Origin of the sequence: Staphylococcus sp. EG-SA-10 (genome assembly GCF_017151945.1) — a bacterium.
Classification (GTDB): domain Bacteria; phylum Bacillota; class Bacilli; order Staphylococcales; family Staphylococcaceae; genus Staphylococcus; species Staphylococcus aureus.
In genome coordinates this window covers 1-16,512 of sequence record NZ_JACVZJ010000001.1, presented here as the reverse complement: position 1 = coordinate 16,512, position 16,512 = coordinate 1, and the positions used below count along the sequence as shown (strand labels likewise).

At 35.9% G+C, this 16,512-nt stretch carries 31 protein-coding genes; 30 read left to right on the top strand and 1 reads right to left on the bottom strand.

What is annotated here, in order from left to right:
• Position 1 precedes the first annotated feature (1 nt).
• The gene (gene stgP / locus IDG45_RS00155) at positions 2 to 1,336 is read left to right on the top strand and encodes a 6-thioguanine permease StgP (RefSeq protein ID WP_000800700.1); all 1,335 of its coding nucleotides are present in this window, start codon (positions 2 to 4) and stop codon (positions 1,334 to 1,336) included.
• A 194-nt stretch (positions 1,337 to 1,530) separates the two neighbouring features.
• Here stgP and IDG45_RS00150 read toward each other — a convergent pair whose 3' ends face one another.
• Positions 1,531 to 1,920: a hypothetical protein gene (locus IDG45_RS00150; protein ID WP_000788443.1), complete on the bottom strand. Its 390-nt coding sequence runs from the start codon at positions 1,918 to 1,920 to the stop codon at positions 1,531 to 1,533.
• A 356-nt stretch (positions 1,921 to 2,276) separates the two neighbouring features.
• On the opposite strand from IDG45_RS00150, the gene rpsJ reads away from it, so the two are divergent.
• From rpsJ to rplQ, 29 genes are all read left to right on the top strand, one after another.
• Positions 2,277 to 2,585, top strand: a complete 309-nt coding sequence (rpsJ, locus tag IDG45_RS00145) for a 30S ribosomal protein S10 (RefSeq protein WP_001118667.1) — start codon at positions 2,277 to 2,279, stop codon at positions 2,583 to 2,585.
• 27 nt (positions 2,586 to 2,612) lie between these two features.
• Positions 2,613 to 3,275 (top strand): 50S ribosomal protein L3, encoded by a 663-nt coding sequence (rplC, locus tag IDG45_RS00140; protein WP_000160212.1) that lies wholly within the window; start codon positions 2,613 to 2,615, stop codon positions 3,273 to 3,275.
• A 26-nt stretch (positions 3,276 to 3,301) separates the two neighbouring features.
• Entirely contained in the window at positions 3,302 to 3,925 is a 624-nt protein-coding gene (gene rplD / locus IDG45_RS00135; RefSeq protein ID WP_000024827.1) for a 50S ribosomal protein L4, read from the top strand.
• Positions 3,925 to 4,200 carry a 50S ribosomal protein L23 gene (gene rplW, locus IDG45_RS00130; protein WP_000388082.1) on the top strand — a complete coding sequence of 92 codons (276 nt, stop codon included), beginning with the start codon at positions 3,925 to 3,927 and terminating at the stop codon, positions 4,198 to 4,200. The genes rplD and rplW overlap by 1 nt, the downstream gene beginning before the upstream one ends.
• 32 nt (positions 4,201 to 4,232) lie before the next feature.
• Positions 4,233 to 5,066 (top strand): 50S ribosomal protein L2, encoded by an 834-nt coding sequence (gene rplB / locus IDG45_RS00125; RefSeq protein ID WP_000985472.1) that lies wholly within the window; start codon positions 4,233 to 4,235, stop codon positions 5,064 to 5,066.
• 66 nt (positions 5,067 to 5,132) lie between these two features.
• Positions 5,133 to 5,411 (top strand): 30S ribosomal protein S19, encoded by a 279-nt coding sequence (gene rpsS / locus IDG45_RS00120; protein ID WP_000124353.1) that lies wholly within the window; start codon positions 5,133 to 5,135, stop codon positions 5,409 to 5,411.
• 28 nt (positions 5,412 to 5,439) lie between these two features.
• Complete coding sequence (gene rplV / locus IDG45_RS00115; protein WP_000387527.1) at positions 5,440 to 5,793, top strand: 50S ribosomal protein L22; 354 nt, start codon at positions 5,440 to 5,442, stop codon at positions 5,791 to 5,793.
• 23 nt (positions 5,794 to 5,816) lie between these two features.
• Positions 5,817 to 6,470 (top strand): 30S ribosomal protein S3, encoded by a 654-nt coding sequence (gene rpsC, locus IDG45_RS00110; RefSeq protein WP_000529877.1) that lies wholly within the window; start codon positions 5,817 to 5,819, stop codon positions 6,468 to 6,470.
• A gap of 2 nt (positions 6,471 to 6,472) precedes the next feature.
• On the top strand, positions 6,473 to 6,907 hold the full coding sequence (gene rplP / locus IDG45_RS00105; RefSeq protein ID WP_000926310.1) for a 50S ribosomal protein L16: 435 nt from the start codon (positions 6,473 to 6,475) through the stop codon (positions 6,905 to 6,907).
• Positions 6,897 to 7,106 (top strand): 50S ribosomal protein L29, encoded by a 210-nt coding sequence (gene rpmC, locus IDG45_RS00100; RefSeq protein WP_000644737.1) that lies wholly within the window; start codon positions 6,897 to 6,899, stop codon positions 7,104 to 7,106. The genes rplP and rpmC overlap by 11 nt, the downstream gene beginning before the upstream one ends.
• A gap of 23 nt (positions 7,107 to 7,129) precedes the next feature.
• On the top strand, positions 7,130 to 7,393 hold the full coding sequence (gene rpsQ, locus IDG45_RS00095; RefSeq protein WP_000004086.1) for a 30S ribosomal protein S17: 264 nt from the start codon (positions 7,130 to 7,132) through the stop codon (positions 7,391 to 7,393).
• Positions 7,394 to 7,424: 31 nt separating this feature from the next.
• On the top strand, positions 7,425 to 7,793 hold the full coding sequence (gene rplN / locus IDG45_RS00090; protein WP_000615921.1) for a 50S ribosomal protein L14: 369 nt from the start codon (positions 7,425 to 7,427) through the stop codon (positions 7,791 to 7,793).
• Between the two features lie 35 nt (positions 7,794 to 7,828).
• A complete protein-coding gene (rplX, locus tag IDG45_RS00085; protein ID WP_000547687.1) occupies positions 7,829 to 8,146 on the top strand; it encodes a 50S ribosomal protein L24 in 318 nt (105 codons plus the stop codon).
• A gap of 26 nt (positions 8,147 to 8,172) precedes the next feature.
• A complete protein-coding gene (gene rplE / locus IDG45_RS00080) occupies positions 8,173 to 8,712 on the top strand; it encodes a 50S ribosomal protein L5 (protein WP_001080821.1) in 540 nt (179 codons plus the stop codon).
• A gap of 22 nt (positions 8,713 to 8,734) precedes the next feature.
• Positions 8,735 to 8,920 carry a type Z 30S ribosomal protein S14 gene (locus IDG45_RS00075; protein ID WP_001140799.1) on the top strand — a complete coding sequence of 62 codons (186 nt, stop codon included), beginning with the start codon at positions 8,735 to 8,737 and terminating at the stop codon, positions 8,918 to 8,920.
• 31 nt (positions 8,921 to 8,951) lie between these two features.
• Complete coding sequence (gene rpsH, locus IDG45_RS00070) at positions 8,952 to 9,350, top strand: 30S ribosomal protein S8 (protein ID WP_000178881.1); 399 nt, start codon at positions 8,952 to 8,954, stop codon at positions 9,348 to 9,350.
• Between the two features lie 24 nt (positions 9,351 to 9,374).
• Complete coding sequence (gene rplF, locus IDG45_RS00065) at positions 9,375 to 9,911, top strand: 50S ribosomal protein L6 (RefSeq protein ID WP_000091975.1); 537 nt, start codon at positions 9,375 to 9,377, stop codon at positions 9,909 to 9,911.
• Positions 9,912 to 9,941: 30 nt separating this feature from the next.
• The gene (gene rplR, locus IDG45_RS00060) at positions 9,942 to 10,301 is read left to right on the top strand and encodes a 50S ribosomal protein L18 (RefSeq protein ID WP_000623881.1); all 360 of its coding nucleotides are present in this window, start codon (positions 9,942 to 9,944) and stop codon (positions 10,299 to 10,301) included.
• A gap of 20 nt (positions 10,302 to 10,321) precedes the next feature.
• A complete protein-coding gene (gene rpsE, locus IDG45_RS00055) occupies positions 10,322 to 10,822 on the top strand; it encodes a 30S ribosomal protein S5 (RefSeq protein WP_000113851.1) in 501 nt (166 codons plus the stop codon).
• 16 nt (positions 10,823 to 10,838) lie between these two features.
• Entirely contained in the window at positions 10,839 to 11,018 is a 180-nt protein-coding gene (gene rpmD, locus IDG45_RS00050; RefSeq protein ID WP_001096577.1) for a 50S ribosomal protein L30, read from the top strand.
• Between the two features lie 16 nt (positions 11,019 to 11,034).
• Positions 11,035 to 11,475, top strand: a complete 441-nt coding sequence (gene rplO / locus IDG45_RS00045) for a 50S ribosomal protein L15 (RefSeq protein WP_000766074.1) — start codon at positions 11,035 to 11,037, stop codon at positions 11,473 to 11,475.
• The gene (gene secY, locus IDG45_RS00040) at positions 11,475 to 12,767 is read left to right on the top strand and encodes a preprotein translocase subunit SecY (protein WP_000616784.1); all 1,293 of its coding nucleotides are present in this window, start codon (positions 11,475 to 11,477) and stop codon (positions 12,765 to 12,767) included. Before rplO ends, secY begins: the two co-directional genes overlap by 1 nt.
• 16 nt (positions 12,768 to 12,783) lie before the next feature.
• A complete protein-coding gene (locus tag IDG45_RS00035; protein ID WP_001021468.1) occupies positions 12,784 to 13,431 on the top strand; it encodes an adenylate kinase in 648 nt (215 codons plus the stop codon).
• 192 nt (positions 13,432 to 13,623) lie between these two features.
• On the top strand, positions 13,624 to 13,842 hold the full coding sequence (gene infA, locus IDG45_RS00030; RefSeq protein WP_001118443.1) for a translation initiation factor IF-1: 219 nt from the start codon (positions 13,624 to 13,626) through the stop codon (positions 13,840 to 13,842).
• 31 nt (positions 13,843 to 13,873) lie between these two features.
• Positions 13,874 to 13,987, top strand: a complete 114-nt coding sequence (rpmJ, locus tag IDG45_RS00025) for a 50S ribosomal protein L36 (protein WP_000868342.1) — start codon at positions 13,874 to 13,876, stop codon at positions 13,985 to 13,987.
• Between the two features lie 22 nt (positions 13,988 to 14,009).
• Positions 14,010 to 14,375 (top strand): 30S ribosomal protein S13, encoded by a 366-nt coding sequence (gene rpsM, locus IDG45_RS00020; RefSeq protein ID WP_000090796.1) that lies wholly within the window; start codon positions 14,010 to 14,012, stop codon positions 14,373 to 14,375.
• A gap of 23 nt (positions 14,376 to 14,398) precedes the next feature.
• The gene (gene rpsK / locus IDG45_RS00015) at positions 14,399 to 14,788 is read left to right on the top strand and encodes a 30S ribosomal protein S11 (protein ID WP_000101625.1); all 390 of its coding nucleotides are present in this window, start codon (positions 14,399 to 14,401) and stop codon (positions 14,786 to 14,788) included.
• Positions 14,789 to 14,862: 74 nt separating this feature from the next.
• Entirely contained in the window at positions 14,863 to 15,807 is a 945-nt protein-coding gene (locus IDG45_RS00010) for a DNA-directed RNA polymerase subunit alpha (protein ID WP_000569649.1), read from the top strand.
• Between the two features lie 16 nt (positions 15,808 to 15,823).
• The gene (gene rplQ / locus IDG45_RS00005; protein WP_000542274.1) at positions 15,824 to 16,192 is read left to right on the top strand and encodes a 50S ribosomal protein L17; all 369 of its coding nucleotides are present in this window, start codon (positions 15,824 to 15,826) and stop codon (positions 16,190 to 16,192) included.
• Positions 16,193 to 16,512: the final 320 nt, after the last annotated feature.

Here is a 16,512-nt window from a genome sequence, read left to right as displayed (position 1 = left end):
CGTGAAAAACTATTTCCAGTTCGATAAATATGGAACAAACTTTAAAAGAGAAATCTTAGGCGGTATCACAACTTTCTTATCTATGGCCTATATTTTAGCAGTTAACCCGCAAGTTTTAAGTTTAGCAGGTGTTAAAGGCGTATCAGAAGATATGAAAATGGACCAAGGTGCCATTTTTGTAGCGACTGCATTAGCAGCATTTGTAGGCTCGCTATTCATGGGGCTAATAGCTAAATATCCAATTGCGTTAGCACCAGGTATGGGATTAAATGCATTCTTTGCATTTACTGTTGTGTTAACCATGGGTATTCCTTGGCAAGTTGGTTTAACAGGTGTTTTATTCTCAGGTATATTCTTTGCGATATTAACCGTCACAGGGTTTAGGGAAGTTATTATTAATGCAATTCCTTATCAAATGAAGATGGCTGTTTCAGCAGGTATAGGATTATTTATTACATTTGTAGGTTTACAAAGTTCGGGTATTATAGTTAAAAATGAATCTACATTAGTAACATTGGGACATTTAACTGATCCACCAGTACTTTTAGCGATATTCGGTATCGTTATTACAGTTATTTTATATGCAATTAAATTGCCGGGTTCTATCTTTATCGGTATGATCATCACAGCAATCGTTGGTATGTTCACTGGATTGATTCAAATGCCATCTGGTATTGTAGGTAAGATTCCAAGTATTGAACCAACGTTCGGTGCTGCATTTGAAGCGTTTAAAGACCCAAGTCAATTATTAACGATACAGTTCTTAATTGTTATTTTAACGTTCTTATTTATTGATTTCTTTGATACAGCTGGTACATTAGTAGCCGTTGCTACTCAAGCAGGTATTATGAAAGATAATAAATTACCAAGAGCTGGTAGAGCATTGTTCTCAGATTCTTTAGCTACGATTGTAGGGTCAGTTTTTGGAACAACTACAACAACTTCTTATATCGAATCAACTTCAGGTGTTGCTGTAGGTGCTAGAACAGGATTTGCTAGTATCGTAACAGGTTGTTGTTTCCTATTAGCGCTATTCTTTAGTCCGTTAATCGCTGTTGTAACAAGTGCAGTTACAACACCAGCTTTAGTGGTGGTAGGTGTATTAATGGCTGCAAACTTTGCTGAGATAAACTGGAAAAGTTTTGAAGTTGCAGTGCCAGCATTTATTACAATCATTATGATGCCTTTATCATATTCAATTGCAACTGGTATTGCGTGTGGATTTATTTTCTATCCAATTACAATGCTTATCTCTAAAAAACATAAAGAAGTACATCCGATAATGTATGTATTAATGGTACTATTCATTCTGTACTTCATATTTGTTCATGGTTAAATCCAGACACAAAAAAACGACTGCCAATGATTGGTAGTCGTTTTTTTCTTTGAAGTAAGGATAAAATAAGAAGCGAAATAACATAAAGCAATATTATGAATGTCTTTAAATATCCGATGTAAATATACTTCTTTTAAAATTGTTGAACGTGTTTCTTCTATATTATATACACCTAATTAAAAAGGTTTTAAGAATTATTCTCTATGTCCATCTTTGTATTGTGTGTAAATGACACGAGCATTTTTATTAGGTATATAGGTTGGCGCTGATAATACAACTAGGACAAATAGAATCATTAGGAAAAATAAAATCCAATGAATCAAAATTCCTAAGAAGGGGATAATAGCTAAAAAACTACCTACTATACCAAATATTGGAATAATCGCTATAGGTCTAATCGCATTTTGTCTATTCACTAATAATATAATAGTAAGAATTAGATAAAGTAATGCATTAAAGAGTAAAGGCTGCCATCCAAAACTTAAAATAAACGTTGCACCTAAAAAAGGAATGCCATAGAAAAACTCACAAAGTATTAAAAAGATACCTATAAGAGCTAAAGATAATTTTGGTCCATTTTTCATATTCATTCATCACCGTTCTTATGACTAATTATATAGAATAATTTTCAATGATAATAATAAAATGATTCAAGGTACGAATTTACAATAAAGAAGGAAATAAAAAATATCTCGAAAATAGTTGAACTGACTAAGTATATAAAGTAAAATATAAAAGTATGTGTTAGACAGATAGAAAAATTATGTGAAAAGCCTTGATTTATCGATGTTTTTCGTGTAATATAACTAACGTTGGACTTTAAGAAAAGCGATGAAGCGAAAGGTTACTGACACACCCGGCCGCTTTGCCATGGCGCTGTGTAAGATAGTTTTCGTGGAGAAGTCTATCACTAAATGTAGACGAATAAGGAGGGAAAATTATGGCAAAACAAAAAATCAGAATCAGATTAAAAGCTTATGATCACCGCGTGATTGATCAATCAGCAGAGAAGATTGTAGAAACAGCGAAACGTTCTGGTGCAGATGTTTCTGGACCAATTCCGTTACCAACTGAGAAATCAGTATACACAATCATCCGTGCCGTGCATAAGTATAAAGATTCACGTGAACAATTCGAACAACGTACACATAAACGTTTAATCGATATTGTAAACCCAACACCAAAAACAGTTGACGCTTTAATGGGCTTAAACTTACCATCTGGTGTAGACATCGAAATCAAATTATAATAGACAATTTTAGGAGGTGGACTTTCGATGACCAAAGGAATCTTAGGAAGAAAAATTGGGATGACACAAGTATTCGGAGAAAACGGTGAATTAATCCCTGTAACAGTAGTAGAAGCTAAAGAAAATGTTGTATTACAAAAGAAAACTGTAGAAGTTGATGGATACAACGCAATCCAAGTTGGATTTGAAGACAAAAAAGCATACAAAAAAGATGCAAAATCTAATAAATATGCTAATAAACCAGCTGAAGGTCACGCTAAAAAAGCTGACGCAGCACCTAAGCGCTTCATTCGTGAATTCCGCAATGTAGACGTGGATGCTTACGAAGTAGGTCAAGAAGTCTCAGTAGATACTTTTGTAGCTGGCGACGTTATTGACGTAACAGGCGTATCAAAAGGTAAAGGTTTCCAAGGTGCAATTAAACGCCACGGACAATCTCGTGGACCTATGTCACACGGTTCTCATTTCCACAGAGCACCAGGTTCTGTAGGTATGGCTTCAGATGCTTCTAGAGTATTTAAAGGCCAAAAAATGCCAGGACGTATGGGTGGAAACACTGTAACTGTTCAAAACTTAGAAGTAGTTCAAGTTGACACAGAAAACAAAGTTATCTTAGTAAAAGGTAACGTACCTGGACCTAAAAAAGGTTTAGTAGAAATCAGAACTTCAATTAAAAAAGGTAATAAATAATAAGAAGTGAAAGGAGGAAATGCATAATGGCTAATTATGATGTTTTAAAATTAGACGGAACTAAATCAGGTTCAATCGAATTAAGCGATGCAGTATTCGGTATTGAGCCAAATAATAGCGTTTTATTCGAAGCTATTAATTTACAACGTGCTTCATTACGTCAAGGTACGCATGCTGTTAAGAATCGTTCAGCAGTAAGCGGTGGCGGACGTAAACCATGGAAGCAAAAAGGAACAGGTCGTGCTCGTCAAGGTACAATCCGTGCTCCACAATGGCGTGGCGGTGGTATCGTATTCGGACCAACTCCAAGAAGTTATGCATACAAAATGCCTAAGAAAATGCGTCGTTTAGCTTTACGCTCAGCATTATCTTTCAAAGCTCAAGAGAATGGCTTAACTGTAGTTGACGCATTCAACTTCGAAGCTCCAAAAACTAAAGAATTCAAAAATGTATTATCTACATTAGAACAACCTAAAAAAGTATTAGTAGTTACTGAAAACGAAGATGTAAATGTTGAATTATCAGCACGCAACATCCCTGGCGTTCAAGTGACAACTGCTCAAGGTTTAAATGTTTTAGATATCACTAATGCTGACAGCTTAGTAATTACTGAAGCTGCTGCTAAAAAAGTTGAGGAGGTGCTCGGATAATGGAAGCAAGAGATATTCTTAAGCGCCCCGTAATCACTGAGAAATCTTCTGAAGCAATGGCTGAAGACAAATACACTTTCGACGTTGATACTCGTGTTAATAAAACACAAGTGAAAATGGCAGTTGAAGAAATCTTCAACGTAAAAGTTGCAAGTGTTAATATCATGAATTACAAACCTAAGAAAAAACGTATGGGCCGTTACCAAGGCTATACAAACAAAAGAAGAAAAGCGATTGTAACTCTTAAAGAAGGATCAATCGACTTATTTAACTAATAAACCAATTACCATTAAGGAGGTAAGCGACAATGGCTATTAAAAAGTATAAGCCAATAACAAATGGTCGTCGTAATATGACTTCGTTAGATTTCGCAGAAATCACGAAAACTACACCTGAAAAGTCATTATTAAAACCGCTACCGAAAAAAGCGGGACGTAACAACCAAGGTAAATTGACTGTAAGACACCATGGTGGTGGACACAAACGTCAATACCGTGTTATCGATTTCAAACGTAACAAAGATGGTATCAATGCAAAAGTTGATTCTATTCAATATGATCCAAACCGCTCAGCAAACATCGCTTTAGTTGTATATGCAGACGGTGAAAAACGATATATCATTGCTCCTAAAGGATTAGAAGTAGGTCAAATCGTTGAAAGTGGTGCTGAAGCTGACATCAAAGTTGGTAACGCATTACCATTACAAAACATTCCAGTTGGTACAGTAGTACACAACATCGAGCTTAAACCTGGTAAAGGTGGACAAATCGCTCGTTCAGCTGGTGCAAGTGCTCAAGTACTTGGTAAAGAAGGTAAATACGTATTAATCAGATTAAGATCTGGTGAAGTTCGTATGATCTTATCTACTTGCCGTGCTACAATCGGTCAAGTTGGTAACCTACAACACGAATTAGTTAACGTTGGTAAAGCCGGACGTTCAAGATGGAAAGGTATCCGTCCAACAGTTCGTGGTTCTGTAATGAACCCTAACGATCACCCACACGGTGGTGGTGAAGGTCGTGCTCCTATCGGTAGACCATCTCCAATGTCACCATGGGGTAAACCTACGCTTGGTAAGAAAACTCGTCGTGGTAAAAAATCATCAGACAAACTTATCGTTCGTGGACGTAAGAAAAAATAATATAATCAACTTATTTGGGTGTGCGGCTTAAAGCTGCACGCACATAATAAGAAGGGAGGCGCCCAAATGGCTCGTAGTATTAAAAAAGGACCTTTCGTCGATGAGCATTTAATGAAAAAAGTTGAAGCTCAAGAAGGAAGCGAAAAGAAACAAGTAATCAAAACATGGTCACGTCGTTCTACAATTTTCCCTAATTTCATCGGACATACTTTTGCAGTATACGACGGACGTAAACACGTACCTGTATATGTAACTGAAGATATGGTAGGTCATAAATTAGGTGAGTTTGCTCCTACTCGTACATTTAAAGGACACGTTGCAGACGACAAGAAAACAAGAAGATAATATCTATTAAGTAGAGGAGGACATCCTAATGGAAGCAAAAGCGGTTGCTAGAACAATAAGAATCGCACCTCGTAAAGTAAGACTAGTTCTTGACTTAATCAGAGGTAAAAATGCTGCTGAAGCTATTGCAATTTTAAAATTAACAAACAAAGCTTCATCACCAGTAATTGAAAAAGTATTAATGTCCGCTTTAGCTAATGCTGAACATAACTATGACATGAACACAGATGAATTAGTAGTTAAAGAAGCATATGCTAACGAAGGACCAACATTAAAACGTTTCCGTCCACGTGCGCAAGGTCGTGCAAGTGCGATTAACAAACGTACAAGCCACATTACAATCGTCGTAAGTGACGGTAAAGAAGAAGCTAAAGAAGCTTAATTAACTTTTAAGGAGGGAATACTGTGGGTCAAAAAATTAATCCAATCGGACTTCGTGTTGGTATTATCCGTGATTGGGAAGCTAAATGGTATGCTGAAAAAGACTTCGCTTCACTTTTACACGAAGATTTAAAAATCCGTAAATTTATTGATAATGAATTAAAAGAAGCATCAGTTTCTCACGTAGAGATTGAACGTGCTGCAAACCGTATCAACATTGCAATTCATACTGGTAAACCTGGTATGGTAATTGGTAAAGGCGGTTCAGAAATCGAAAAATTACGCAACAAATTAAATGCGTTAACTGATAAAAAAGTACACATCAACGTAATTGAAATCAAAAAAGTTGATCTTGACGCTCGTTTAGTAGCTGAAAACATCGCACGTCAATTAGAAAACCGTGCTTCATTCCGTCGTGTACAAAAACAAGCAATCACTAGAGCTATGAAACTTGGTGCTAAAGGTATCAAAACTCAAGTATCTGGTCGTTTAGGCGGAGCTGACATCGCTCGTGCTGAACAATATTCAGAAGGAACTGTTCCACTTCATACGTTACGTGCTGACATCGATTATGCACACGCTGAAGCTGACACTACTTACGGTAAATTAGGCGTTAAAGTATGGATCTATCGTGGAGAAGTTCTTCCTACTAAGAACACTAGTGGAGGAGGAAAATAATAATGTTACTACCAAAACGTGTAAAATATCGTCGTCAACATCGTCCTAAAACAACTGGTCGTTCTAAAGGCGGTAACTACGTAACATTTGGTGAGTTTGGTTTACAAGCTACAACAACGTCTTGGATCACATCTCGTCAAATCGAATCTGCTCGTATAGCAATGACACGTTACATGAAACGTGGCGGGAAAGTTTGGATTAAAATCTTCCCACATACACCATATACTAAAAAACCTTTAGAAGTACGTATGGGTGCTGGTAAAGGTGCGGTTGAAGGCTGGATCGCAGTTGTTAAACCAGGTAGAATTTTATTCGAAGTTGCTGGCGTTTCTGAAGAAGTTGCGCGTGAAGCACTACGTTTAGCAAGTCACAAACTTCCAGTAAAAACTAAGTTTGTAAAACGTGAGGAATTGGGTGGTGAAACAAATGAAAGCTAAGGAAATTAGAGACTTAACCACTTCAGAAATCGAAGAACAAATCAAATCTTCAAAAGAAGAGCTTTTTAACCTACGCTTTCAGTTAGCTACAGGTCAATTAGAAGAAACTGCACGTATTCGTACAGTAAGAAAAACGATTGCACGTCTAAAAACTGTTGCTCGTGAAAGAGAAATTGAACAAAGTAAGGCTAATCAATAATTAAGTAAGAGGAGGTTACAAAAGTGAGCGAAAGAAACGATCGTAAAGTTTATGTAGGTAAAGTTGTTTCAGACAAAATGGACAAGACTATTACAGTACTTGTTGAAACTTACAAAACACACAAATTATACGGTAAACGAGTAAAATACTCTAAAAAATACAAAACTCATGATGAAAACAATTCAGCTAAATTAGGAGACATTGTTAAAATTCAAGAAACTCGTCCTTTATCAGCAACAAAACGTTTTCGTTTAGTAGAGATTGTTGAAGAGTCAGTAATTATTTAATACAAGTTTAGAGATAAGGGAGGTTTAACTAATGATCCAACAAGAAACACGCTTGAAAGTAGCAGACAACTCTGGTGCTCGTGAAGTTCTTACAATCAAAGTATTAGGTGGATCTGGTCGTAAAACAGCAAACATCGGCGATGTTATCGTATGTACTGTTAAAAATGCAACACCAGGTGGCGTTGTTAAAAAAGGTGACGTTGTCAAAGCTGTAATCGTACGTACTAAGTCAGGTGTTCGTCGTAATGACGGTTCATATATCAAATTTGATGAAAATGCATGTGTTATCATCCGTGATGACAAAGGCCCACGTGGTACTCGTATCTTCGGACCTGTTGCTCGTGAATTACGTGAAGGTAACTTCATGAAAATCGTATCATTAGCACCAGAAGTACTTTAATTAATAACAACCAATACAAATAAGGAGGTGCCCACATGCATATCAAAAAAGGTGACAACGTTAAAGTTATCGCAGGTAAAGACAAAGGTAAAGAAGGTAAAGTAATCGCTACTCTACCTAAAAAAGACCGTGTCGTTGTGGAAGGTGTTAACATTATGAAAAAACACCAAAAACCAACTCAATTAAATCCTGAAGGTGGAATCTTAGAAACAGAGGCAGCAATCCATGTTTCTAATGTACAATTATTGGACCCTAAAACAAACGAACCAACTCGTGTAGGTTACAAATTTGTTGATGGTAAAAAAGTTCGTATCGCTAAAAAATCTGGCGAAGAAATTAAATCTAATAATTAATAACAAGTTGAAAGGAGGATCCCACTTTGAACCGTTTAAAAGAAAAGTTTAACATTGAAGTTACTGAAAACTTAATGAAAAAATTCAATTATAGTTCAGTAATGGAAGTACCAAAAATAGATAAAATCGTTGTGAACATGGGTGTAGGTGACGCAGTACAAAATTCTAAAGTATTAGACAATGCTGTTGAAGAATTAGAATTGATCACTGGTCAAAAACCATTAGTAACTAAAGCTAAAAAATCAATCGCGACTTTCCGTTTACGTGAAGGTATGCCAATCGGTGCGAAAGTAACACTTCGCGGTGAAAGAATGTATGAATTCTTAGACAAATTAATTTCAGTATCATTACCACGTGTACGTGACTTCCAAGGTGTTTCTAAAAAAGCATTTGACGGACGCGGTAACTACACTTTAGGTGTTAAAGAACAATTAATTTTCCCAGAAATCGACTATGATAAAGTAAGTAAAGTTAGAGGAATGGATATTGTTATCGTAACGACTGCTAACACTGATGAAGAAGCTCGTGAATTGTTAGCTAACTTCGGTATGCCATTCCGTAAATAATTATTTAAAGGAGGCTAATTAAGTGGCTAAAACTTCAATGGTTGCTAAGCAACAAAAAAAACAAAAATATGCAGTTCGTGAATACACTCGTTGTGAACGTTGTGGCCGTCCACATTCTGTATATCGTAAATTTAAATTATGCCGTATTTGTTTCCGTGAATTAGCTTACAAAGGCCAAATCCCTGGCGTTCGTAAAGCTAGCTGGTAATAAAAAAGAGTCTGAAAGGAGGCAACAATCAATGACAATGACAGATCCAATCGCAGATATGCTTACTCGTGTAAGAAACGCAAACATGGTGCGTCACGAGAAGTTAGAATTACCTGCATCAAATATTAAAAAAGAAATTGCTGAAATCTTAAAGAGTGAAGGTTTCATTAAAAATGTTGAATACGTAGAAGATGATAAACAAGGTGTACTTCGTTTATTCTTAAAATATGGTCAAAACGATGAGCGTGTTATCACAGGATTAAAACGTATTTCAAAACCAGGTTTACGTGTTTATGCAAAAGCTAGCGAAATGCCTAAAGTATTAAATGGTTTAGGTATTGCATTAGTATCAACTTCTGAAGGTGTAATCACTGACAAAGAAGCAAGAAAACGTAATGTTGGCGGAGAAATTATCGCATACGTTTGGTAATAAAAAATAAGGAGGTGCCATAACATGAGTCGTGTTGGTAAGAAAATTATTGACATCCCTAGTGACGTAACAGTAACTTTTGATGGAAATCATGTAACTGTTAAAGGTCCTAAAGGTGAATTATCAAGAACTTTAAATGAAAGAATGACATTCAAACAAGAAGAAAACACAATTGAAGTTGTAAGACCATCTGATTCTAAAGAAGATAGAACAAACCATGGTACAACTCGTGCTTTATTAAACAATATGGTACAAGGTGTTTCTCAAGGATACGTAAAAGTACTTGAACTTGTTGGTGTAGGTTACCGTGCTCAAATGCAAGGTAAAGACTTAATCCTTAACGTTGGTTATTCTCACCCAGTAGAAATTAAAGCTGAAGAAAACATTACTTTCTCAGTTGAGAAAAACACAGTCGTTAAAGTTGAAGGTATTTCAAAAGAACAAGTTGGAGCATTAGCATCTAACATCCGTTCAGTAAGACCTCCAGAGCCTTACAAAGGTAAAGGTATTCGTTACCAAGGTGAATACGTTCGCCGTAAAGAAGGTAAAACTGGTAAATAATAGATAAACTCTAAAGAAAGGAGTATTGAAATGATCAGTAAAATTGATAAAAATAAAGTGCGTTTAAAAAGACATGCTCGTGTTCGTACTAACTTATCAGGTACAGCTGAAAAGCCACGTTTAAACGTATATCGTTCAAACAAGCATATCTACGCTCAAATTATTGATGATAATAAAGGCGTAACATTAGCTCAAGCTTCTTCAAAAGACAGCGACATTGCTACTACAGCAACTAAAGTTGAATTAGCAACTAAAGTCGGTGAAGCAATTGCTAAAAAAGCTGCTGACAAAGGCATTAAAGAAATCGTATTTGACCGTGGAGGATATTTATATCACGGACGTGTTAAAGCATTGGCTGAAGCAGCAAGAGAAAGCGGATTAGAATTTTAATTTAAAGGAGGGACAAATACATGGCTCGTAGAGAAGAAGAGACGAAAGAATTTGAAGAACGCGTTGTTACAATCAACCGTGTAGCAAAAGTTGTAAAAGGTGGTCGTCGTTTCCGTTTCACTGCATTAGTTGTAGTTGGAGACAAAAATGGTCGTGTAGGTTTCGGTACTGGTAAAGCTCAAGAGGTACCAGAAGCAATCAAAAAAGCTGTTGAAGCAGCTAAAAAAGATTTAGTAGTTGTTCCACGTGTTGAAGGTACAACTCCACACACAATTACTGGCCGTTACGGTTCAGGAAGCGTATTTATGAAACCGGCTGCACCTGGTACAGGAGTTATCGCTGGTGGTCCTGTTCGTGCCGTACTTGAATTAGCAGGTATCACTGATATCTTAAGTAAATCATTAGGATCAAACACACCAATCAACATGGTTCGTGCTACAATCGATGGTTTACAAAACCTTAAAAATGCTGAAGATGTTGCGAAATTACGTGGCAAAACAGTAGAAGAATTATACAATTAAGGAGGGAAAACTAGTTATGGCTAAATTACAAATTACCCTCACTCGTAGTGTTATTGGTCGTCCTGAAACACAACGTAAAACTGTTGAAGCTTTAGGTCTTAAAAAGACTAACAGTTCAGTAGTTGTTGAAGATAACCCTGCTATTCGTGGGCAAATCAACAAAGTTAAGCACTTAGTAACAGTAGAAGAAAAATAATCAAGGAGGTGCCGAAATGAAATTACATGAGTTAAAACCGGCAGAAGGTTCACGTAAAGAACGCAATCGTGTTGGACGTGGTGTTGCGACAGGTAACGGTAAAACAAGTGGTCGCGGACACAAAGGTCAAAAAGCTCGTTCAGGCGGTGGTGTAAGACCAGGATTCGAAGGTGGTCAATTACCATTATTCCGTCGTTTACCAAAACGTGGTTTTACTAACATAAATCGTAAAGAATATGCTATTGTTAACTTAGACCAACTTAATAAATTTGAAGATGGTACTGAAGTAACTCCAGCTTTATTAGTAGAATCTGGTGTTGTTAAGAATGAAAAATCTGGTATCAAAATACTAGGTAATGGTTCACTTGATAAGAAATTGACAGTGAAAGCTCATAAATTCTCAGCTTCAGCAGCAGAAGCTATTGATGCTAAAGGTGGAGCACACGAGGTGATCTAATGATTCAAACCCTTGTGAACTTCTTTAGAACAAAAGAGGTTCGTAACAAGATTTTCTTCACACTAGCAATGTTAGTAATTTTTAAAATAGGGACTTATATACCAGCTCCAGGAGTAAATCCTGCAGCTTTTGATAATCCCCAAGGTTCTCAAGGTGCCACTGAGTTATTAAATACTTTTGGTGGCGGAGCCTTGAAACGATTTTCTATTTTTGCAATGGGTATTGTACCCTACATCACTGCATCAATCGTAATGCAATTATTACAAATGGATATTGTCCCTAAATTCTCAGAATGGGCAAAACAAGGTGAAGTAGGTAGAAGAAAGTTAAATAACGTTACTCGTTATTTAGCAATTTCTTTAGCATTTATCCAATCTATAGGTATGGCATTCCAATTTAATAATTATCTCAAAGGTGCGCTGATTATCAATCAGTCAATTATGAGTTATTTATTAATAGCACTAGTTTTGACAGCAGGAACTGCTTTCTTAATATGGCTTGGTGATCAAATCACTCAGTTCGGTGTTGGTAATGGTATTTCTATTATCATATTTGCGGGTATTTTATCAACGTTGCCAGCCAGTCTAATTCAATTTGGACAAACTGCGTTCGTTGGGCAAGAAGATACATCATTAGCATGGTTGAAAGTATTAGGACTTTTAGTGTCACTGATACTATTAACTGTAGGTGCTATTTATGTACTTGAAGCCGTTCGTAAAATTCCGATTCAATATGCTAAGAAACAAACTGCTCAAAGATTAGGTTCACAGGCAACTTATCTACCTTTAAAAGTGAACTCAGCCGGTGTTATTCCTGTAATCTTTGCAATGGCGTTCTTCTTACTGCCTAGAACATTAACGTTGTTCTATCCAGATAAAGAATGGGCACAAAACATTGCGAATGCTGCAAATCCTTCAAGTAATGTTGGTATGGTTGTATATATTGTACTAATTATACTATTCACATACTTCTATGCATTTGTACAAGTTAATCCGGAAAAAATGGCTGATAACCTTAAGAAACAAGGTAGCTATGTTCCAGGTATTAGACCTGGTGAACAAACCAAAAAATATATTACTAAAGTTTTATATCGTTTAACTTTTGTAGGTTCTATCTTCTTAGCCGTTATTTCAATTCTACCGATATTAGCAACTAAGTTTATGGGATTACCACAATCAATTCAGATTGGTGGTACAAGTTTACTTATCGTTATTGGTGTAGCGATTGAAACAATGAAATCTTTAGAAGCTCAAGTATCTCAAAAAGAATATAAAGGCTTTGGTGGTAGATAATTTTAGGAGGGCACTTATGAATATCATTTTGATGGGTTTACCTGGCGCAGGTAAAGGAACTCAAGCAAGTGAAATTGTCAAGAAATTCCCAATACCCCACATTTCAACTGGTGACATGTTCAGAAAAGCTATAAAAGAAGAAACTGAATTAGGTAAAGAAGCTAAGTCTTATATGGACCGTGGCGAATTAGTTCCTGATGAAGTGACTGTAGGTATCGTTAAGGAAAGAATTTCTGAAGACGATGCAAAAAAAGGCTTTTTATTAGATGGCTTCCCAAGAACAATCGAGCAAGCTGAGGCATTAAATAATATTATGTCTGAGCTTGACAGAAACATTGATGCTGTCATCAATATCGAAGTTCCGGAAGAAGAATTAATGAACCGTCTTACAGGTCGTCGAATCTGTGAGTCATGTGGTACAACGTATCATCTTGTATTTAATCCTCCGAAGGTCGAAGGTATTTGTGATATCGATGGTGGTAAATTGTATCAACGAGAAGATGATAATCCTGAAACGGTAGCTAATCGTTTGAGTGTTAATATTAAACAATCTAAACCTATTTTAGATTTCTATGATCAAAAAGGTGTATTGAAAAATATTGATGGTTCAAAAGATATTAGCGACGTTACCAAAGATGTCATTGATATTTTAGATCATTTGTAATAGATCAACTTTTAGCGGTCTATTTTAAGTGAGGCATGATTTAATCATATTAGATAGATGAGAGTGGCAATTAACGATAATTAATTCCCGTAATTTTTGTTTAACTTATAAAATTAATCACTGATAGATTCGTAACAATAAAGTTGTCTATTGACGATTACCTTACTATTGCAAAAAGGGGGAAGTTAATCAATGGCTAAACAAGATGTAATTGAATTAGAAGGTACTGTATTAGATACTTTACCGAACGCAATGTTTAAAGTAGAATTAGAAAATGGTCATGAGATTTTAGCTCACGTAAGTGGTAAAATCAGAATGAATTACATTCGTATTCTACCTGGCGACAAAGTAACTGTTGAGATGTCTCCGTACGATTTAACACGCGGAAGAATTACTTATCGTTATAAATAATCGTCACTCCATAATATAGGGAGGTATAAAAATGAAAGTAAGACCATCAGTAAAACCTATTTGCGAAAAATGTAAAGTCATTAAACGTAAAGGTAAAGTAATGGTAATTTGTGAAAATCCAAAACACAAACAAAGACAAGGTTAATAAAAGAGAGGTGTAAATTAATATGGCACGTATTGCAGGAGTAGATATTCCACGTGAAAAACGCGTAGTTATCTCATTAACTTATATATACGGTATCGGTACGTCAACTGCTCAAAAAATTCTTGAAGAAGCTAACGTATCAGCTGATACTCGTGTGAAAGATTTAACTGATGACGAATTAGGTCGCATCCGTGAAGTTGTAGACGGTTATAAAGTCGAAGGTGACTTACGTCGTGAAACTAACTTAAATATCAAACGTTTAATGGAAATTTCATCATACCGTGGTATCCGTCACCGTCGTGGTTTACCAGTTCGTGGTCAAAAAACGAAAAACAACGCGCGTACTCGTAAAGGACCAGTTAAAACGGTAGCTAACAAGAAAAAATAATAGGTAAAGGAGGCAAATTTTAAATGGCACGTAAACAAGTATCTCGTAAACGTAGAGTGAAAAAGAATATTGAAAATGGTGTAGCACACATCCGTTCAACATTCAACAACACTATTGTAACTATCACTGATGAGTTCGGTAATGCTTTATCATGGTCATCAGCTGGTGCATTAGGATTCAAAGGATCTAAAAAATCAACACCATTTGCAGCACAAATGGCTTCTGAAACTGCATCTAAATCAGCTATGGAGCATGGTTTAAAAACAGTTGAAGTAACAGTTAAAGGACCTGGTCCAGGTCGTGAATCAGCTATTCGTGCATTACAATCTGCAGGTTTAGAAGTAACTGCGATCAGAGACGTTACTCCAGTACCTCATAACGGTTGTCGTCCACCAAAACGTCGTCGTGTATAATTTATGATGGTATTGTTACAGGTCACTGAGCAAACATTTTAAATTAAGTCGACGTATATAAGGAGGATATTTAAATGATAGAAATCGAAAAACCTAGAATTGAGACAATTGAAATTAGTGAAGATGCTAAATTCGGTAAGTTCGTTGTTGAACCACTAGAACGTGGCTACGGTACTACACTAGGAAACTCCTTACGTCGTATCCTACTATCTTCATTACCAGGTGCAGCCGTTAAGTATATTGAAATTGAGGGAGTTTTACATGAATTCTCAGCAGTAGACAATGTAGTTGAAGATGTTTCTACAATTATTATGAACATTAAACAATTAGCATTGAAAATATACTCTGAAGAAGATAAAACTTTAGAAATTGATGTACGTGATGAAGGCGAAGTAACAGCAAGCGACATTACACATGATAGTGATGTTGAAATTTTAAACCCAGAGCTTAAAATTGCAACAGTATCTAAAGGTGGTCACTTAAAAATTCGTCTAGTTGCTAACAAGGGTAGAGGTTACGCATTAGCAGAACAAAATAATACTAGTGATTTACCAATTGGTGTAATCCCTGTTGATTCATTGTATTCACCTGTTGAACGTGTGAACTATACTGTTGAAAATACACGTGTAGGTCAAAGCAGTGATTTTGATAAATTAACATTGGATGTTTGGACTAATGGTTCAATCACACCACAAGAATCAGTTTCATTAGCAGCAAAAATAATGACTGAACACTTGAATATCTTCGTTGGTCTTACTGATGAAGCGCAAAACGCTGAAATCATGATTGAAAAAGAAGAAGATCAAAAAGAAAAAGTATTAGAAATGTCTATTGAAGAATTAGACTTATCTGTACGTTCATATAACTGCTTAAAACGCGCAGGAATCAATTCTGTTCAAGAGTTAGCTGACAAATCTGAAGCTGACATGATGAAAGTGCGTAATTTAGGTCGTAAATCTTTAGAAGAAGTTAAATACAAATTAGAAGATTTAGGATTAGGATTAAGAAAAGAAGATTGATAAAGGAGGTTAACTCATGGGTTACAGAAAATTAGGTCGTACTTCTGATCAACGTAAAGCTATGTTACGTGACTTAGCTACATCACTTATTATTAGTGAACGTATTGAAACTACAGAAGCTCGTGCAAAAGAAGTTCGCAGTGTTGTTGAGAAATTAATCACTTTAGGTAAAAAAGGAGATTTAGCTTCTCGTCGTAATGCAGCTAAAACTTTACGTAATGTTGAAATCTTAAACGAAGATGAAACTACACAAACTGCACTTCAAAAATTATTTGGTGAAATCGCAGAGCGTTACACAGAACGTCAAGGTGGTTACACTCGTATCCTTAAACAAGGCCCTCGTCGCGGTGACGGTGCTGAATCAGTAATTATCGAATTAGTATAAGAATTTATATAAATACACTAACTACTTTTATATAAAGCAAATGAGTGCAACGATAATGTTTGCCACATACAAATATTGTCTAGCTCAGAGTACCCCATCAACTAAATAAAGATTTAAAGCGTGAACTCAACAAACTTATGATGGGGTGCGCGCTTTTTTATTGAATAAGATATCGGACTTATGAACAGAAATGTGAACTGCACCCAGTCTAGTAGACAATTAAATAATTAAAATTAATGGTTGGTTTTGTTGTTATACAGAATCAGCCATTTTTAATGTAATTCTTTCATGATTAAAGAAAAGAATAAAATCATGAATTG

Coding starts and splice junctions, on each gene's coding strand:
- IDG45_RS00150 (WP_000788443.1), bottom strand. CDS start 1,920: ATGAAAAATGGACCAAAATTATCTTTAGCTCTTATAGGTATCTTTTTA.
- rpsJ (WP_001118667.1), top strand. CDS start 2,277: ATGGCAAAACAAAAAATCAGAATCAGATTAAAAGCTTATGATCACCGC.
- rplC (WP_000160212.1), top strand. CDS start 2,613: ATGACCAAAGGAATCTTAGGAAGAAAAATTGGGATGACACAAGTATTC.
- rplD (WP_000024827.1), top strand. CDS start 3,302: ATGGCTAATTATGATGTTTTAAAATTAGACGGAACTAAATCAGGTTCA.
- rplW (WP_000388082.1), top strand. CDS start 3,925: ATGGAAGCAAGAGATATTCTTAAGCGCCCCGTAATCACTGAGAAATCT.
- rplB (WP_000985472.1), top strand. CDS start 4,233: ATGGCTATTAAAAAGTATAAGCCAATAACAAATGGTCGTCGTAATATG.
- rpsS (WP_000124353.1), top strand. CDS start 5,133: ATGGCTCGTAGTATTAAAAAAGGACCTTTCGTCGATGAGCATTTAATG.
- rplV (WP_000387527.1), top strand. CDS start 5,440: ATGGAAGCAAAAGCGGTTGCTAGAACAATAAGAATCGCACCTCGTAAA.
- rplP (WP_000926310.1), top strand. CDS start 6,473: ATGTTACTACCAAAACGTGTAAAATATCGTCGTCAACATCGTCCTAAA.
- rpmC (WP_000644737.1), top strand. CDS start 6,897: ATGAAAGCTAAGGAAATTAGAGACTTAACCACTTCAGAAATCGAAGAA.
- rplN (WP_000615921.1), top strand. CDS start 7,425: ATGATCCAACAAGAAACACGCTTGAAAGTAGCAGACAACTCTGGTGCT.
- rplX (WP_000547687.1), top strand. CDS start 7,829: ATGCATATCAAAAAAGGTGACAACGTTAAAGTTATCGCAGGTAAAGAC.
- rpsH (WP_000178881.1), top strand. CDS start 8,952: ATGACAATGACAGATCCAATCGCAGATATGCTTACTCGTGTAAGAAAC.
- rplF (WP_000091975.1), top strand. CDS start 9,375: ATGAGTCGTGTTGGTAAGAAAATTATTGACATCCCTAGTGACGTAACA.
- rplR (WP_000623881.1), top strand. CDS start 9,942: ATGATCAGTAAAATTGATAAAAATAAAGTGCGTTTAAAAAGACATGCT.
- rpsE (WP_000113851.1), top strand. CDS start 10,322: ATGGCTCGTAGAGAAGAAGAGACGAAAGAATTTGAAGAACGCGTTGTT.
- rpmD (WP_001096577.1), top strand. CDS start 10,839: ATGGCTAAATTACAAATTACCCTCACTCGTAGTGTTATTGGTCGTCCT.
- rplO (WP_000766074.1), top strand. CDS start 11,035: ATGAAATTACATGAGTTAAAACCGGCAGAAGGTTCACGTAAAGAACGC.
- secY (WP_000616784.1), top strand. CDS start 11,475: ATGATTCAAACCCTTGTGAACTTCTTTAGAACAAAAGAGGTTCGTAAC.
- IDG45_RS00035 (WP_001021468.1), top strand. CDS start 12,784: ATGAATATCATTTTGATGGGTTTACCTGGCGCAGGTAAAGGAACTCAA.
- infA (WP_001118443.1), top strand. CDS start 13,624: ATGGCTAAACAAGATGTAATTGAATTAGAAGGTACTGTATTAGATACT.
- rpmJ (WP_000868342.1), top strand. CDS start 13,874: ATGAAAGTAAGACCATCAGTAAAACCTATTTGCGAAAAATGTAAAGTC.
- rpsM (WP_000090796.1), top strand. CDS start 14,010: ATGGCACGTATTGCAGGAGTAGATATTCCACGTGAAAAACGCGTAGTT.
- rpsK (WP_000101625.1), top strand. CDS start 14,399: ATGGCACGTAAACAAGTATCTCGTAAACGTAGAGTGAAAAAGAATATT.
- IDG45_RS00010 (WP_000569649.1), top strand. CDS start 14,863: ATGATAGAAATCGAAAAACCTAGAATTGAGACAATTGAAATTAGTGAA.
- rplQ (WP_000542274.1), top strand. CDS start 15,824: ATGGGTTACAGAAAATTAGGTCGTACTTCTGATCAACGTAAAGCTATG.